This window comes from Vibrio sp. Vb0937, from assembly GCF_033338855.1.
Map to the genome: position 1 here is coordinate 62,142 of NZ_JAWOTK010000009.1, position 15,190 is coordinate 77,331.

Annotated in this window: 19 protein-coding genes; all 19 read left to right on the forward strand. The window is 44.5% G+C overall.

The window, feature by feature from the left end; translation table 11 throughout:
* Nucleotides 1-82: 82 nt before the first annotated feature.
* Nucleotides 83-943 carry an AraC family transcriptional regulator gene (locus R7P67_RS13700; protein WP_042523810.1) on the forward strand — a complete coding sequence of 287 codons (861 nt, stop codon included), beginning with the start codon at nucleotides 83-85 and terminating at the stop codon, nucleotides 941-943.
* A 148-nt stretch (nucleotides 944-1,091) separates the two neighbouring features.
* Nucleotides 1,092-2,072 (forward strand): T3SS regulon anti-activator ExsD domain-containing protein, encoded by a 981-nt coding sequence (locus tag R7P67_RS13705; protein WP_193837341.1) that lies wholly within the window; start codon nucleotides 1,092-1,094, stop codon nucleotides 2,070-2,072.
* Nucleotides 2,073-2,084: 12 nt separating this feature from the next.
* A complete protein-coding gene (locus tag R7P67_RS13710) occupies nucleotides 2,085-2,513 on the forward strand; it encodes a YscB family type III secretion system chaperone (protein WP_053307002.1) in 429 nt (142 codons plus the stop codon).
* Nucleotides 2,510-4,384, forward strand: a complete 1,875-nt coding sequence (sctC, locus tag R7P67_RS13715) for a type III secretion system outer membrane ring subunit SctC (RefSeq protein WP_065274579.1) — start codon at nucleotides 2,510-2,512, stop codon at nucleotides 4,382-4,384. The genes R7P67_RS13710 and sctC overlap by 4 nt, the downstream gene beginning before the upstream one ends.
* Nucleotides 4,385-4,389: 5 nt before the next feature.
* Nucleotides 4,390-5,691, forward strand: a complete 1,302-nt coding sequence (sctD, locus tag R7P67_RS13720; protein ID WP_031781102.1) for a type III secretion system inner membrane ring subunit SctD — start codon at nucleotides 4,390-4,392, stop codon at nucleotides 5,689-5,691.
* The gene (locus R7P67_RS13725; RefSeq protein WP_017821343.1) at nucleotides 5,678-5,881 is read left to right on the forward strand and encodes an EscE/YscE/SsaE family type III secretion system needle protein co-chaperone; all 204 of its coding nucleotides are present in this window, start codon (nucleotides 5,678-5,680) and stop codon (nucleotides 5,879-5,881) included. The genes sctD and R7P67_RS13725 overlap by 14 nt, the downstream gene beginning before the upstream one ends.
* Before the next feature lie 18 nt (nucleotides 5,882-5,899).
* On the forward strand, nucleotides 5,900-6,148 hold the full coding sequence (gene sctF / locus R7P67_RS13730) for a type III secretion system needle filament subunit SctF (RefSeq protein ID WP_005377199.1): 249 nt from the start codon (nucleotides 5,900-5,902) through the stop codon (nucleotides 6,146-6,148).
* A 3-nt stretch (nucleotides 6,149-6,151) separates the two neighbouring features.
* Complete coding sequence (locus tag R7P67_RS13735) at nucleotides 6,152-6,511, forward strand: YscG family type III secretion system chaperone (RefSeq protein WP_167415237.1); 360 nt, start codon at nucleotides 6,152-6,154, stop codon at nucleotides 6,509-6,511.
* Nucleotides 6,508-7,143 carry a YopR family T3SS polymerization control protein gene (locus R7P67_RS13740; protein WP_167415236.1) on the forward strand — a complete coding sequence of 212 codons (636 nt, stop codon included), beginning with the start codon at nucleotides 6,508-6,510 and terminating at the stop codon, nucleotides 7,141-7,143. Before R7P67_RS13735 ends, R7P67_RS13740 begins: the two co-directional genes overlap by 4 nt.
* 8 nt (nucleotides 7,144-7,151) lie before the next feature.
* The gene (vscI, locus tag R7P67_RS13745) at nucleotides 7,152-7,496 is read left to right on the forward strand and encodes a SctI family type III secretion system inner rod subunit VscI (protein ID WP_005377202.1); all 345 of its coding nucleotides are present in this window, start codon (nucleotides 7,152-7,154) and stop codon (nucleotides 7,494-7,496) included.
* Nucleotides 7,496-8,242 (forward strand): type III secretion system inner membrane ring lipoprotein SctJ, encoded by a 747-nt coding sequence (gene sctJ / locus R7P67_RS13750; RefSeq protein ID WP_086012989.1) that lies wholly within the window; start codon nucleotides 7,496-7,498, stop codon nucleotides 8,240-8,242. Before vscI ends, sctJ begins: the two co-directional genes overlap by 1 nt.
* Nucleotides 8,235-8,900 carry a SctK family type III secretion system sorting platform protein VscK gene (vscK, locus tag R7P67_RS13755; RefSeq protein WP_262592657.1) on the forward strand — a complete coding sequence of 222 codons (666 nt, stop codon included), beginning with the start codon at nucleotides 8,235-8,237 and terminating at the stop codon, nucleotides 8,898-8,900. The genes sctJ and vscK overlap by 8 nt, the downstream gene beginning before the upstream one ends.
* Nucleotides 8,879-9,517, forward strand: a complete 639-nt coding sequence (locus R7P67_RS13760; protein ID WP_005387146.1) for an HrpE/YscL family type III secretion apparatus protein — start codon at nucleotides 8,879-8,881, stop codon at nucleotides 9,515-9,517. Before vscK ends, R7P67_RS13760 begins: the two co-directional genes overlap by 22 nt.
* A 185-nt stretch (nucleotides 9,518-9,702) precedes the next feature.
* Entirely contained in the window at nucleotides 9,703-10,134 is a 432-nt protein-coding gene (locus R7P67_RS13765) for a type III secretion system chaperone (RefSeq protein WP_005377206.1), read from the forward strand.
* A gap of 3 nt (nucleotides 10,135-10,137) precedes the next feature.
* Nucleotides 10,138-11,301 (forward strand): VopS family T3SS effector adenosine monophosphate-protein transferase, encoded by a 1,164-nt coding sequence (locus tag R7P67_RS13770; protein ID WP_005377207.1) that lies wholly within the window; start codon nucleotides 10,138-10,140, stop codon nucleotides 11,299-11,301.
* Between the two features lie 255 nt (nucleotides 11,302-11,556).
* Nucleotides 11,557-12,003, forward strand: a complete 447-nt coding sequence (locus tag R7P67_RS13775; RefSeq protein WP_033906168.1) for a type III secretion system chaperone — start codon at nucleotides 11,557-11,559, stop codon at nucleotides 12,001-12,003.
* Between the two features lie 10 nt (nucleotides 12,004-12,013).
* Nucleotides 12,014-12,991, forward strand: a complete 978-nt coding sequence (gene vopR, locus R7P67_RS13780) for a type III secretion system effector VopR (protein ID WP_054579503.1) — start codon at nucleotides 12,014-12,016, stop codon at nucleotides 12,989-12,991.
* 230 nt (nucleotides 12,992-13,221) lie between these two features.
* A complete protein-coding gene (locus R7P67_RS13785; RefSeq protein WP_005387141.1) occupies nucleotides 13,222-13,680 on the forward strand; it encodes a CesT family type III secretion system chaperone in 459 nt (152 codons plus the stop codon).
* A gap of 9 nt (nucleotides 13,681-13,689) precedes the next feature.
* Nucleotides 13,690-15,168: a CesT family type III secretion system chaperone gene (locus R7P67_RS13790; RefSeq protein ID WP_318086002.1), complete on the forward strand. Its 1,479-nt coding sequence runs from the start codon at nucleotides 13,690-13,692 to the stop codon at nucleotides 15,166-15,168.
* The last annotated feature ends 22 nt before the right edge of the window (nucleotides 15,169-15,190 follow it).

The window sequence follows — 15,190 nt, forward strand, 5'->3', positions numbered from 1 at the left end:
TAGAAATAACAACAATCAAAGTAGTGCTTTGAAAGTTTCTCAACATTTGAACTGAGAAACTCAAAATAATGAAGGGTAGAAAATGGATGTGTCAGGCCAACTAAACTCAGAAAGGGTCGACTCGAGTTCACGAAAAATTCGTAGTTTTTCCTGCTATGAAAAATCTGACGAAGTATTTCACTCAGACCAGTCTCACATTGTTGTCGTTCACAATGGTCAGCTTCGAGTTCAAACAGGTGATTGCACAATCGATGTTGCTGCAGAAAATGGGGTATTTCTATCTCAAGGGGATTACTTGTTAGAGTACTCTCCGCTAGATGGGGCATACAAAGCGTCGATTATTGCTTACGACAGTGAACTCGTTAGTCAGTTGCTGCAAAAACACAGTGATCTCTTGATGATGCTGCCTAAGGTAGACAAAGTTTGTTCTGGTTTGTTTACTTTTGGTTTGAACATACTCGTTGAACAAGTGCTTTCTAGCATGCAGACGCTTGAGCAACAAGCGTACCCTGATGCCATTATGTGCCTAAAATACGAAGAACTACTCATTCTCTTGCTACACAGCAAAGGAGGAGAATCACTGTATGCGTTGCTGTCACAACAAACAAACCGTACGTCGGAACGGTTACGTCGATTTATGGAACAGCATTACTTAAAAGAATGGAAGTTGACAGACTACGCGCAGGAGTTTGGTGCCAGCTTAACCACTTTTAAAGAGCTTTTTAATGAGCACTATGGCATTTCTCCAAGAGCTTGGATCAGTGAGCGTCGACTACTGCATGCTCATAAACTGCTGTTGACGAGCAAGATGAGCATCGTAGATGTGGCGATGGAGGCAGGGTTTTCCAGCCAGTCTTACTTTACGCAGAGTTACCGTCGTCGTTTTGGAACGACCCCAAGCCGCGTACGTTCGGGAGACGATCAAGTGGCTATCGCGAAATGAAATGACTTGAGACTAAAATTTTCTGACTAATTTTGAAAGTCACTCACCAGTGTAAATTCTATTATGTATCGTGTAACAACGAACGATTAAAAATTATTACATCTCTTTCTTTCTGGATTGTTCGAAAGGGGTGCGGAGACGAACATAAATGAAAAAGCAGCATTGGCGACGCCGTTCGCTTTTTCCAGACAGCATAGTGACACAGCGGAAAGTGACTGTTTTACAAAGAGGAGCTCGTTATGAAAACGCCTCGAAACCTACGCAGGATCTCAATGTTGTGCACGTCAATCACCGACAATTGTTGAGTGAAGGCGTCATAAATTATGAGCAGTTATCTTTACTTCAACGCTTGTTGGATAGAAATGTCGTCGATAGCCTGTGCGCTAGCCAGTTAGTAAAAACGTATCAAAAACTTGGTGCTTCGATAGACCGGTTTGCTATGCGTTTATTTTTGGAAATTGGATCGCAGCTCAGTGATAGCAGCACAATCACAACGTTCGAACAAAGGCTGGACTACATCAACTCTCGTCTGGGCTTTCGCTTTAATTTGGCTGTCCCAAAAACGTTGATGCTTTGTTTCCATTTATCACTCAACGAGTGGATTAACCGACAAGTCGATCAAAGTGCTCTTCATGCTTCGATTAAAGTTGAACAACTTATCAATCAACTCGATATTCAGAAGGAATATTGGTCGAAGCTATCAGGGGAAGACACCAGTGCCGTCTTTGTTCAACAGCAACTCGATCTTATTAAGAGCCAGCAGCATCAACTTAAAAAGCAACTTGGGACGTTAAGCGAACAACAGTTGCAAGTGATTGAATGTCATCGTTTGTTAATTGAGAAGTGGCAACCGTCTTTAGACGAGCTGAAAGGGTTCGCGGAGTACACCTCGACAACCGAACAATTTATTTCTGAGTGGAAAAATTGGTGTTCGGAAGTACGACTTGAAGCCCCTGAGCTGAACGAAGTTTGGGATGCATGCGATGTGGTTTACAACGACCAAAATGCGGTTGCGAAAGTATGGCAATGGTTCAAGAACATGCAAACTGTTGGTGATATCGATCACTACTATTTTGATACTCAAAGTGGTCAGTGCGGCCAGGCTTGCAATCACCTCAGCCAGATCTAAATAGGGCGTTAAATGTTAGATAAGATGATGAAATCTTTAGCGGAAGCGCTAAAGGTAGGGGATTTTATTGCCTCAGAAAATGGTTCTTACAACATCGAGGTTGACCAGTTATCACTGACCATCAAGCAACGTGCGTCATGGATTTTATGGGAAGCGACGTTACCCTTCCAATTTAAAGAGCATCTAGATTATCAACAAGAACAAGCGTTACAACGTTGCATGCAGCTCTCATTAAAAACCATTCGTGCGGATGGCGGCGTACTGACAACCAATGATGATCAGCAATTGATTTTGCAAAGTAAAGTACGGGTTGAGGACTGTTCGGTGGAACGGTTCTCTGCTTTGCTTTCTAAGCACGTCAATCTATGTGAGCGTTACATTGCATTATTGGAACAAGAACGTGTGAACCACACAATCAACCATACAGTGTGGTTACCATGATGCTAAAAATCTTTCCCAACATTAGACGTGCTGCAACAAAGGCATTGTTATGCGCAGTGAGTGTTGTTCCTTTGGGATATGCGCAAGCAACAGACTTACACTGGCCCGAACAACCGTTCCGCTACTATGCAGATAACGACTCATTAAAAGAGTTGTTGAATAACTTCGGTGCAAATTATCGTGTCTCGGTTTCTGTTAGTGACAAAGTCAACGATCGAGTGAATGGGCGTTTTACCCCTGAAGATCCGGCGGAATTCCTCGATTACTTATCGCAAGTGTACAACTTGATGTGGTATTTCGATGGTGCCGTCTTACATGTCTATAAGGCGACAGAAACTCGCTCACGTTTACTTCAATTGGAATTACTTACGGCTAGAGAGCTACGCAGTACGTTAATTTCCACCGGCGTTTGGGATTCTCGTTATGGTTGGAGAGCCGCTGAGAGCAAAGGGTTAGTCTATCTTGCGGGTCCTCCACGTTATGTCGACTTAGTGGTACAAACGGCGGAGGCATTGGAAACGCGCTTGCTGCAGAAATCGAATTCAACCGACGAATTATTCGTTGAGATAATTCCTTTGAAGTACGCTTCTGCAACGGATAGAGAAATTGCATATCGAGATCAGACAATTACGGTCCCTGGCATCGCATCGGTGTTAAAACGGGTCGTGTCTGGTGTTCAAACGCAAGTGACGAGTGCGTCTAGCAAAGAAGTTACCAGTTCAGATAAGCCTGTAAAAAGTAATAAAACCGCCTCAGTTCATGGTGGCGCAACAGTTGAAGCAGAGCCGGGCCTTAATGCGATTATCGTTCGTGATACTCAAGCACGATTACCGCTCTATCGTAAACTGGTCGCGCAATTAGACCAGCCGCAATCAAGAATTGAAGTCGCGCTATCGATTGTCGATATCAGTGCCAACGATTTAAGTCAGTTAGGCGTGGATTGGCGAGCGGGAGTGTCTGTCGGAAACAACCGCATTGTCGATATCAAAACAACAGGGGATGTGAATTCGGGGGATGTGACGCTCGGCAGTGGACAGAACTTTAAGTCCTTGCTTGATTCAACCAACCTAAATTACTTGCTGGCTCAAATTCGTTTATTGGAATCCAAAGGCAGTGCTCAAGTGGTTTCAAGACCAACATTGTTAACTCAGGAAAATGTCGAAGCGGTACTGAACAACAGCAGCACGTTTTACGTCAAGCTGGTTGGTAAAGAAACCGCAGCGCTGGAAGAGGTCACGTATGGCACGTTACTGAGAATTGTCCCACGTATCGTTGGTGATAGATTTGCTGCACGACCTGAAATTAACCTGAGCCTTCATCTCGAAGACGGTGCAAAGATCGCTGATGGTGGCGTCGATGATCTTCCTTCCGTTCGTAAAACTGAAATCAGCACCTTAGCGACGGTTAAACAAGGGCAAAGCTTACTTATCGGTGGTGTGTACCGAGATGAAGTGAGCCATCAGTTACGTAAAGTGCCATTGCTAGGAGACATCCCATATTTAGGCGCGCTGTTTAGAAGTAATACCAATACTAAGCGCCGCACAGTACGAATGTTTATTTTAGAACCTCGAATTGTTGTGGATGGTATTGGCGATAGTGTGTTGATTGGCAACGAATATGACTTGCGACCAAGTATCGGCAAGCTTAACAACATCTCCAACAATAGCGCTGAATTTAAATCGGTAGTGGAAGTATATAGCTGCACATCGAGGGTTCAAGCCGAGCGCTATCAACAAGACTTATTGTCACAGCAAAAGTCGTCTCAATTAACGCAGTGCCGATTACCAACAGGGCAAAAGGGTTGGCGGGTGAAAGTATTGGAATGTGATGACTCACAAAGTGAGTGTGTGCGCCCTTCAGAGGAGTCTTAACCGCGATGCAGCAATGGAAAATTCGTATTTTATCAGGCGTGCATACCGGAGTAGAAGTCACCTTACCTGAAGGTGCTCTCGTGCTTGGCAGTGACGACTTTATTGCTGATCTTGTACTGTCTGATGCTGGGGTCGAAGCGAACCATTTCACCCTCGTTTGCCAGCAAGACTCGGTCATTTTACGAGGCTGCGAAGAGGCAAATATTAACAGTGAAGACATCGCTGTTGCAGGTGATGGTATCGAGTTGTCACGCCATGCTGTTGTCTCGGTCGGCGTTGTGAAGTTCGCTCTGGGATACGCGGAAGATGCGTTAATTGTGAGTAACGTCAGCGACGAATCTAGCCAACAGAATACACCTGTGGTTGCTGTGCAACGCTCTAGCTGGAAAAAAACAACGCTCATCGCTTTGCTTTGTAGTTTTGTCCCGAGTGTCATTTTTGCTGGTATGTGGTACAGCCAAGCTAACGGAAGCAACAATGAAATTGTTACAGAAGCAGAACCCATTGTTTTGGTACGTAACATCTTAGGCGAGCTCAAACTTAGCGACGTTCGTGTGGAATGGAATGCCGCCGCACGCCAAGCGGTCCTAGAGGGCTATGTTGAAGACCGAACACAGAAACTCGATCTGCTTGGTCGAATTGATGTATTGGGCATCAATTACAAAAGTGACTTAAGAACGATGGAAGAAATCCGTCGCGGGGTTCGATTTATTTTGCGCAACCTCGGCTATCACCAAGTGAAAGTCGAAAATGGCGATGAGACCGGCACACTGCTGCTGACGGGCTATATCGATGATGCAAGCCGCTGGAACCAAGTTGAACAAATCTTGGAGCGAGACGTGCCGGGTCTTATTGCGTGGAAGGTTGAACTGCAGCGAGCGGGTGCCTACATGGATACGCTAAAAGCGTTATTGACGGATGCGGAGTTACTGAAGAAAGTCCAGTTGGTCACCAGCGGTGATCGCATCGAAGTTCGTGGTGAGCTTGATGATATCGAAACGACTCGATTTTACGGTGTGACCCGAGACTTCCGGGAACAATATGGTGAGAAACCGTACTTAGTTTTGAAATCCATACCTAAGGTGAGTAAAGGCACCAACATCGATTTCCCGTTTCGTAGCGTTAACTTTGGCCAGGTTCCATATGTGATTCTGACCGATAACGTTCGCTATATGGTCGGTGCAAGAACGCCTCAGGGCTACCGAATATCCAGTGTTACACCTGCTGGTATTGAGTTGGTTAAAGGCGGGCGGGTGATAACAATAGAACTCGGATATGAAGGCGAGACGAACAATGACAAATCTTGAACAAATTTTAAATAACGACACAAACGGTGCGGAAGTGCACAAGATTAAGAGCAAGCTCTTAGAAGCACAAGCGGTGGTGAAACGTCAGTTGGATTTAGGGTGCTCACCACAGCAGTACCAATTGCTACTCAAACAGTATGAAGCTTACACAGCCGCCTATGCGGTCGTTGAATCATACGAAGCTAACTAAAAAATACGAGGAAGTCTTATGTCATTTTACGATGCTAGTAACAGTGTAAACCTTGATGATGTTAAAGCTAAGTTAGAACAACAAGCGAAAGATGCTAACACAGAAGTGACGGCAGCCATCAAGAACCTAGAAACCAATGCCGATGATCCATCAAAGCTTGCCGAGCTTCAGCACGCGATCAACAAATGGTCTGTTGTTTACAATATCAATGCGACCACGACTCGTGCGATTAAAGATGTGATGCAGTCGATTCTCCAGAAGGTGTAAAGCATGGAACGAGAAACGCGCCAACTGCTGGCTGAAATCGCGCTGATGGCAACAGGTATGCATCGTCATCAAGAAGCCAACACGATTGCAGATGGCCTTGAAGCAAGCTCTGGTTCTGAAGAGACCGTTGCGATGATTCGTGCAATGAGCCTCATGAATAAAGGCTTGTATGAAGAGGCTCATCAATTACTCGAACCACTTTGTAACGCCTATCCAGATCTGATCAGCTTAGCGGCTCTTGCTTCTGCCAAAGCCGGTTTACTGAGCAAAGCGGAAAGCTGGGTAGAACTTGCGTCACAAGGAAGCGGAGAAAGCCAAGCATTTGCTGCGAGCTTTTCTCAGGACATTAGGAATCTTGGATGATCATTGATTCAAGCAACCTAAGTCTTCAACACCAATCTTTGCGTCAGTCGGAGTCGCGCCATTATGAGCGGAGCGATGAAGACAAGATGAAAGCACTCATGGAGCGAAGTGACAAGCAAGAGCAAGTTTCACATGTTTCTCCAAAAGAGACGCTAGAGAAAACAGAAGCGAAACTGGCGGAGATTAAAGCGTGGTATGAATCATTAAAAGACGCAGAGGTTGTCAGTAAACAAAGTGTCTTATCATCGTTAAATGAAGCGTTTTCCGACCCTCAAGTTAAACGAGAGGCAATGTGGTACGCCTTTCATGAGGCGAAGAGTGCAAAAGGCAACGAGCAGCCACAATCTGATTTGTTAAAGGTGTTGAAGCAGGAGTTACTAGGGAATTTTTCGGGACAGCTTATTGCCGAACCACCTGCTGATAAAACAGCACTAAAAGCAATGCTAGCGCAGCATTTTCCACTGGGTGCCCAGAAAGAACAAGCCTTATGGCATTGCTGGGCAGAGTTGAGGTCGTTACCTGATATGGCATCAACACTGGACATGGTTCGTGATGAACTCAGCTTCATGATCCAAAAAAATGCGATGGTGAAAAACATCATTACTCACAGTCACAAGTTAGATTTATCTTAGGAGTACATATGATAAACACGCAGTACACCGAGGTGATGCAAACCAACATTGATAAGTTACAGGATGCGCAAGTCGAAGACGGTTTAAGCGAACGTTTTGAGCAAGCTATGTCGGTTCCCGAGGCAAATAATGGCCTAGAGGGCGGTTTGCTAGAAAACATCAGCGAGTTGAAAAACACTATCGATAATGCGAAAAGTAACCTGCAAGACAACATGAAGATGGTGGGTGATGATCCGGCGCAATTACTGCAAATGCAGTGGGCGCTGACACGCATTACTTTTCAAGAAGAGCTGATCGCGAAAACCGTGGGTAAAACCACACAAAACGTAGAAACCTTATTGAAGGCACAATAGTGATGATGAATAAAATGAGAGCAGTTTTCATCATGCTCACGTTGTTTCTGGTAGGTTGTCAGACCGAGTTATACACCAACGTTACTCAGAAAGAGGGTAATGAGATGTTGTCGATCTTACTATCCGAAGGTGTCGTTGCAACAAAAGAGCCTGACAAAGACAACACCGTCAAGTTAATGGTAGACAGTTCTCAAATCGCCTTCGCGGTAGATGCGCTAAAGCGAAAAGGTTATCCAAGAGAGCAGTTTTCTACACTGAAAGAGGTGTTTCCTAAAGACGATTTGATCTCGTCACCATTAGCAGAACGAGCACGTTTGGTGTACGCGAAATCTCAAGAGCTCTCGTCAACCTTATCTCAGATTGATGGCGTGCTGGTGGCACGTGTTCATGTTGTTTTGGAAGATCAAGATCTGCGTCCAGGAGAGCGCCCAACTCCAGCTTCTGCCTCCGTATTTATTAAACACGCAGCAGATATTGCGCTTGATTCATATGTTCCGCAGATCAAATTATTAGTGAACAATAGCATTGAGGGGCTGAACTACGATCGAATCAGCGTAGTGATGGTACCCTCATCAGAGGTTCGAGTTGCTACTCAAAACAATCAATTTAAAAGCATTTTGTCGGTTCAGGTCACCAAAGAGACGGCGAATAATCTTATCGCCATTTTGGTGTTCTTGGTAGCGGCACTCATCGGCTCGAATATCGCTACTTTTACATGGTGTCGTAGGAACACGAAGCGTGGTTAAACCAGAAACACCACTCGCGCAGGTACAACACCAGTTTAACTATGCGCCTTGCCAGTACATCCATAGAAGTTGGATAGAGCAAAAGCAGCCTTGGTTACTAAATATCGAAGGCTGGAGAGATAACCCCATGTTCAACCAATGGTGTATCAATGAGTGGACGTTATCTCCCGTTCCAGAGACGGCTTTTAACAAACCTTGTCATAGTTTGGCATTGCTCCCGACAGACGCGTTGAATCGACTCGTATTGATGGTGGGTGGAGCTTTGCATTGCGTTGCGATGCGAAGCGTTGTTTTAAAACATCCTAAACAGGTTCTGAACAACGTATTTGGTTTGGAAGGCGCTCGGTTCTTAATTCAAAACGGGCCGATGCTGTTATCCAGCTGGCCGCAAGGCTGGCAGCGTTCGTTACCAGAACTATTGGATGAAAGGTCTGTTGAAGCAAGCATGAGGGCGCTAGGATATTTTTGGATGAGGTTTATTTTGATTAACTCACCAGAAGATGTTGTTCTTCGTTGGCAATTCAAATTAGAAAAGCAACTTAGCGAAAACGCGGAAACAGCTAACTGGTTGGAAGCGGATCAACGAGATCTGGCGTATCGACTCACAAAAAAAATCGCAAAACAGGTTATTCCTCAATGGTTTCATTTGTTGAAATAAAAACAGACAATTTGCAGCTGGCACCTGGCTTAAAGGTGCTGAAAGCGAAAGATTATGCCAGTTATCTGGATTCGCAACACTTAGTTGAAGCCGCGAACTCCAAAGCTGAAAGCATCATTGCTAATGCCCAACAAGCCTACGAAACCGAAAAACAACGTGGTTATCAAGATGGCCTTGCACAAGCCAAGATTGAAAATGCGCAAACGATGGTTGAAACCTTAGCACGTTGTAATGACTACTATCAGCAAGTCGAAGAAAAAATGACAGGTGTGGTGTTAGAAGCAGTACGTAAGATCATCGATACCTTCGATGATGTCGATACCACGGTGAGTGTAGTTCGAGAAGCGTTGCAACTGGTGAGTAACCAAAAGCAGGTCATTTTACATGTCCACCCAGAGCAGGTTGTTGAGGTGAGAGAAAAGGTGGCTGGTGTATTAAGTGATTTCCCTGAAGTCGGTTACGTTGACGTGGTAGCAGATGCGCGCTTGAAAAATGGAGGCTGCATTTTGGAAACAGAAGTTGGGATCATCGACGCTAGTATTGATGGACAGCTGCATGCATTAAAGCAAGCCATGGTGAAGCAGCTCAGCGAGCGTAAAATTACGATTCATGAATGAACCTCAAAAACTCAGCACTTGCTGAGTTTTTTCATTTTAATGCCTTTAAACAAAAAAAATCCGACCATTTCTAAAATATTCACTGCCATAAATCCTTAAGAATACACCTAAGAAAGCTGCTTAGTTGATAAGTCTTGCAACTAAGCAGCGCATCTAAAACAACAAAAATAGGATTATTTAGTCGAATGGCTAATGGATTTATAACTTCTTTACTGACAGATTTTGCCAGCCGCTGCCAATTGGAGCCGTTGGTTTTTGATGAGGATGATTGTTGCCATCTACTCGTTGAGCAAAACACAGCAATCACAATTCGTGCACAAGAAGATCGTGTGACGCTTATCGGGCTGATTTCAGGTAATAAACCGAGTGCTGATATTTTGCATCAACATATGAAAGATGCCTTAACGCAAGGCTCTCCAGCGGTATGCTGGGAGGAAGAGACCGGATATATCGGTTTCATACACCTGCCTCAGCAACTGCTAACTGCATCTTTTTTCGATGAGTCATTTGCGAATTTCATCGAGTGGTTAAAAAGTGCGAATACACAAGAAGTAACCAATAAAACAACCGAAGTACCGGAAACGAATACCACTCATTTTTCCACATTAAGGGTTTAAAACATGATCAGTTTTGGAAGTGTTAGCGCGTTGCAGGCTGCCATGCCGCAAGCTCGTAACGAGATACTTAACCAAGGTAAGCTGAGTATTGGTGGCAAAGAATACCAAATCAACGCAGCGACCCAAGAATTTACTCGCGCCAATCCTACGAATGGTGCAGTAGCGCGATTTTTTGAAGCGACAGGAAAACTGTTTCGCGAAGGTAGCCCACAATCGGTAGCGAAAGCCCTTACAAAAGCCGTATTTGATAATGAGCAAGGACAAGCTCAGCGTTTACAAGCTGCTTCTTCTGTTGAGCATGGACAAATGTTCTTCAAAGATGGAAGCATAAAAACCGCATCAGATGTCTTAAATGCCTTTGCGAAGTTAGACAGTAAATCAGTTCAGTCGAACTCTGCTGAGCTAAACCAGTTAGCAGAGCGAGCGATGACAGAGGCAATGTTAGAAACCGATTCTGGTAAAAACCTCACATCACTGATTGGCGAAAGTGCAGCGAAGTCGCTTGCTGGACGTGTAGTAAAAGACTACGGCGGTGGTGTATCTGCAGCGCAGAAAAACCCGGCAGGTAGCATTAATCAAATGCAAGCGGTGTTTGATATGGAGGTGATGCATCTTAAATCGGCGCAACGTCATATCGAAGGTCTAGCAAGCACCGATCTAAGCCAAGGTGTATACGCTGAAGGACTGGCGGAGGGTGCGTTTAACAAAAGTGGCGTAACCAATAATGTTGAAAGAGCTGCGGCGTGGATCATTAATGCTTCTAACTCTAAAGGAAACGATGCCGAAAATATTACGTCTTTACTGAAAGAATACGCGTCTAATGGTAAAGATTTATTGAATATGGAAAACCTAAAAGAGCTACACGCTCGATTGGTGCCTAATGTTGAGCGTGATTACCGAGGGCCAAATATTTCGGGTGGCACTTTGCCGTCAAGTATTGGCGGTGAGGGCATGTTAAAGCAGCACATTGAAGGCTTTTTGAAAGAGAACCCTGTAGAAGATAAAGACTTAGGTAAACATTTGTTCGCCGGAGTTATCGGGTACCATGGCTTTACCGATGGAAATGGTCGCATGGGGCGCATGCTATACGCGATAGCAGAACTTCGTAACGACTCGTTCAATCCTTTAGCTATGGATGCAGAAAATAGCCTTCACGGTATTAAGTGATTTTCTACTTCTATTTAATTTTTGGAGCGGCGATTGCCGCTCTTTTATTTTCCAGCTTAACCTTAATTTTTCTTCTCAATAAAACGGCTAATAGCAATAAAAATGAGACGTTGAAATAAAGTGTCGGTTTCTATCTCGCCATAAAATCTCTTTTATCCTTATTCGCTTATTTAAATGAGCCGTTATACCCAAGTGGCTTCGCTGAAATAAATATATCGATGTCACTTAGTTATAATAAATTAGACAGGACACAACATGGATACAGGAAAGATTAATATGCTTCTCTCTGAGCTAGGAGAAGTGCTGAACCTTGAGCGCGTGACAGCGTATGACGATCAAATGTGGTCACTGCATTTTGCTGAAAACAACAGTGTCGATGTTCTGCTCGTAGAGGAAAAAGGCGAGTTATTGATTTCCAAAAACCTGCTTATAGAACAAGATGATATTACGCTAGATAAACTTCAAGTTTTACTTGAATACAACTTTTTGTATCGAGAAACAGGTGGTGTGCAGTTTTGTGTGAATCCAACACGCAAAGACGTTGTTCTTCAAGTTGCTATCGCGGCTGGAAGTGAACTCACCAACATTGCTAACTTAATCATTCAGTTGAATGAATTAGTTGATACTTGGGGACAGTTATTTCAAAACAACACGGTTGTAGATTTTAGCCAAACAGACGTACACGCATTTATTCAAGTTTAAGGCATCACACATGGTCAATATTAATACATCGCACATGCACTCGTTGAGTCAGTTAACGTCACATTTGGCGACACAAAATCAGGCTGACGACAAAGAGGTTCGAGCACACAACGGCAAAGATATTTTTGTTAAAGAGGGTGCACCAAAAAATAAAAGTATCAGCGCGCGTATTAGCCACCAGAATAAAGCGAAAGATATTGTAGTGAACCTGCTTACTAAGCAGGGTATTCCTAAAGATGTTGCGAAGCTCATGCTGAAAAATGTGTTGAACGGTGAGAACAAGTTAACGCTTGGGAGCCTGAAAAATCTTGAGAGATTGTCGTCTGGCCCTAGCTCAAATTGGCCAACGGCACAAACGGCAGCCTCTTCTTCCAAAACCAATAAAGCCTCATCGAGTGTCGCGCTTATCAACGAACATAAAGCCAACCTTCAAAAGCTTGGTGATTTTGCCTGTACGGACTTAAATACGTTCGGTGTTAAGGGGTCACAGTTTTATGAAACAAAAGGAAAGCCACGACTAAAAGAGCTTCACGCGGATCAAGCGCGAATCATGCAAGATCACAGAGCGACGATGTCCGCAAACGGAGTTCAAGCTGCAGCACAAAGAGGAACCGCACCGCAATTAAGCACTCTACAGAACATTGCTAAGGCAGTACAAACCGCGAAAGCCGGCTGCTGTACTACATTTGCCTTTGCTGCCGCCGCTGAGATGATTCAAGGCATGTCAGGAACACCTGAAAGTGAACCCAAAGTAGAAGTGGTTGCGTTTAAAAAGGGTCATTCAGGTACACACCTTTATGTACTGGTTGGTCGACAAGAGGGGAGCGACATAAAAGATCCATCAACGTGGAGTAAGGATGTGAAAATTGTTGACCCGTGGGCGACATCTGCATTCGGTGCACCAATGTTTGGAGATGCACAACGACCACCTGTTTCGAATATGTTCCCGCCAACAGAAGTCATTTTTGATAGCCATAAACTGGGTTAGTCACTCTGCAAAAGAAGTGAGCAAATACACCATGCTAAGCATCTAACCTTTATTGAAAGAGCAGCTCTGAGCTGCTCTTTTTTATTACTCTGGCAACTCGTTTTTAGAGCGAGGTTTCTGCGGAAAACCTCACAATGAAGGCGAAAAAGTGACAAAAATAAAGCCATTACCGACATCGTTCAATCTGCAATCGTTGTTCAATAGAGTTATTGAAACAAAAGGAAAAAGTTATGAACACGATTCAACAACTGCTCTTGGAGTTTTGCCAACTCAATGAGTTGCCCGAACTGAATTTTGAAGAAAATGAACGTTGTCAGCTACTGGTCGATGATCGCTACATGTTGTATTTCATCGCGACAGATACGGATGATTTGATGTTGTCTGTAACGTTCGGAGGGTTAGAAAAATCCGGTGAACAACGACTAAAAGGTTTAGAGCTTCTTGCTCATGCTAACTATCAAGGAATAGGTAGTGGCAGCCTCGCACTTGCTTTGGCTCCAAACGGTCGACAGCTTGTCTTAGCAGGACGTAAACCCGTTGAGCATCTAAATACGACGAACCTTACCGCTTGGTTTCACGAAGTTATTGAACAGGCCGAGCTGTGGCAAGCGCGTTTCGCAATGTTGGATCAAGCGATTCCAACCACCTCTAATCATGAACAAGCTCATGTTCAATCACTTCGTGTGTAGGAGAGAAAAATGGTTAATACAACACAAAAAATCAGCCAAAGCCCAGTACCTGATCTAGAACAGTTTCGTGCAGTTGCTGCGCAAAAAGATGACCGAGTGATCAGTAAAAGAGGTGAAGTAAAAGAACCTTCCACATTCCACAAAGGTCATAAGTTTGCTTCTATTCACGAAGGCGTATTGAGAAGCAAATACACTAAGTTTTTCCAAGAAAACATCAAAACTCACCTTGATTTAAAGCAGGCGCTACTTAAGCAAGAAAAACCTGAGGTTGCGCTGTTGGCTTACTCCCTAGTGAGTCCTTCAGGCTATCGCGGTGAGCCACTTACTGAGCGTAAAATCTTAGAAGTTGTCAGCCTATTGGATGAAATAAAAGTGAGCAGCGATACGTACCAGCAGCTTAAAAATACGTTTGATGCGATCAGCAAAGATCCGCGTATGCAGGTGAGTTTAGAAGCCCAGTATCCAGGAAAAATGGATGGCTTCGCTGCTGAACTGTTACAGATGGGCAAAGAAAAGCTAAAAGGTTCTGGTGTGAACGCCGTTATTAACTTGGCATTACCTGGCGTTGGCTTATTGATTTCTACAGGTCGAGAGCTGCACAAAGCGGCCGTAAATGGTGATGCTGAGGCTTACCATCATCAGTTAGAACAAATTTCACAGCTGCCAGGGCGAGATCAACGTCTTTCTATGCCGATGCAGCAAACCTTGGCTCAAGGTCATGCGATACTGTCGGCTGAAGGTGGCATTGGAGCTACGTTAGGTATGGCGACGGGGAGCCTGGGCACGTTCGGTGTTAGCTCTGTAGCAACGGTGGGCGTCACACCGATAGCAAAAGAGGCAATCGGTTCTGCGGCAACGACTGCTATCATGAGCGGCGGTGGCTTTGTGGCGAACCAAGCTGGGGCATACGGGTTAAATACGGAAGTAAAAGAGCAACTTATGCAAGGCGAAATGTCTGGTGTTTTACCTAGACTTGAAGTTTCCAATGCAAAAGGAGACTTTACCTTCAGTATGCAAGATCCGGCTTCTGTCCGCGCATTAATGGCGTACCTTGGCCCTAAGGAGGATACTGCAATGACTTCTCCTCAAGCGCCTAAAGAAGCACAAGAGATGGAAGCCGCTCGATTAACACTGAAAAAGATGTTGGGTTCAGAGCCAAGTGAGCACTTGGTTCCTGACGTAGACTCTATCTTGAAGCTAAGCCCAGAGGATGCACCAAGTAAAACCGAGTCTATTGCTAACGGGGCGTTTAAAAAACTGTTAGGAGAAGATTGGGATTGGCTCATGCCAGCTGTTCGAGCGATTGATAAAGGGGAAACAAGTAAAATAAACGAAAAACTCACCTACAAGCTCCCCCTAGATGCAGCAAACGGACGAGTTTATCTTGATAAATGCCCAAACCTGAGTGACGTCCAATTAGATGCGCTAGAAAAACTAGGCTCACCAAGTCAATTGCGATTGATGTACTTGGCAGAAGGCTGGGTGTAATTTCAAATGGTAAAGTAGGGAG

What these genes read in the sequence shown, in the direction of transcription:
- sctD (WP_031781102.1), top strand. Translation starts at nt 4,390, where the DNA reads ATGCAGCAATGGAAAATTCGTATTTTATCAGGCGTGCATACCGGAGTA.
- vscI (WP_005377202.1), top strand. Translation starts at nt 7,152, where the DNA reads ATGATAAACACGCAGTACACCGAGGTGATGCAAACCAACATTGATAAG.
- R7P67_RS13765 (WP_005377206.1), top strand. Translation starts at nt 9,703, where the DNA reads ATGGCTAATGGATTTATAACTTCTTTACTGACAGATTTTGCCAGCCGC.
- R7P67_RS13785 (WP_005387141.1), top strand. Translation starts at nt 13,222, where the DNA reads ATGAACACGATTCAACAACTGCTCTTGGAGTTTTGCCAACTCAATGAG.
- sctC (WP_065274579.1), top strand. Translation starts at nt 2,510, where the DNA reads ATGATGCTAAAAATCTTTCCCAACATTAGACGTGCTGCAACAAAGGCA.
- R7P67_RS13770 (WP_005377207.1), top strand. Translation starts at nt 10,138, where the DNA reads ATGATCAGTTTTGGAAGTGTTAGCGCGTTGCAGGCTGCCATGCCGCAA.
- R7P67_RS13700 (WP_042523810.1), top strand. Translation starts at nt 83, where the DNA reads ATGGATGTGTCAGGCCAACTAAACTCAGAAAGGGTCGACTCGAGTTCA.
- R7P67_RS13710 (WP_053307002.1), top strand. Translation starts at nt 2,085, where the DNA reads ATGTTAGATAAGATGATGAAATCTTTAGCGGAAGCGCTAAAGGTAGGG.
- vopR (WP_054579503.1), top strand. Translation starts at nt 12,014, where the DNA reads ATGGTCAATATTAATACATCGCACATGCACTCGTTGAGTCAGTTAACG.
- R7P67_RS13740 (WP_167415236.1), top strand. Translation starts at nt 6,508, where the DNA reads ATGATCATTGATTCAAGCAACCTAAGTCTTCAACACCAATCTTTGCGT.
- R7P67_RS13790 (WP_318086002.1), top strand. Translation starts at nt 13,690, where the DNA reads ATGGTTAATACAACACAAAAAATCAGCCAAAGCCCAGTACCTGATCTA.
- R7P67_RS13735 (WP_167415237.1), top strand. Translation starts at nt 6,152, where the DNA reads ATGGAACGAGAAACGCGCCAACTGCTGGCTGAAATCGCGCTGATGGCA.
- R7P67_RS13760 (WP_005387146.1), top strand. Translation starts at nt 8,879, where the DNA reads ATGGTTTCATTTGTTGAAATAAAAACAGACAATTTGCAGCTGGCACCT.
- R7P67_RS13775 (WP_033906168.1), top strand. Translation starts at nt 11,557, where the DNA reads ATGGATACAGGAAAGATTAATATGCTTCTCTCTGAGCTAGGAGAAGTG.
- R7P67_RS13725 (WP_017821343.1), top strand. Translation starts at nt 5,678, where the DNA reads ATGACAAATCTTGAACAAATTTTAAATAACGACACAAACGGTGCGGAA.
- R7P67_RS13705 (WP_193837341.1), top strand. Translation starts at nt 1,092, where the DNA reads ATGAAAAAGCAGCATTGGCGACGCCGTTCGCTTTTTCCAGACAGCATA.
- sctF (WP_005377199.1), top strand. Translation starts at nt 5,900, where the DNA reads ATGTCATTTTACGATGCTAGTAACAGTGTAAACCTTGATGATGTTAAA.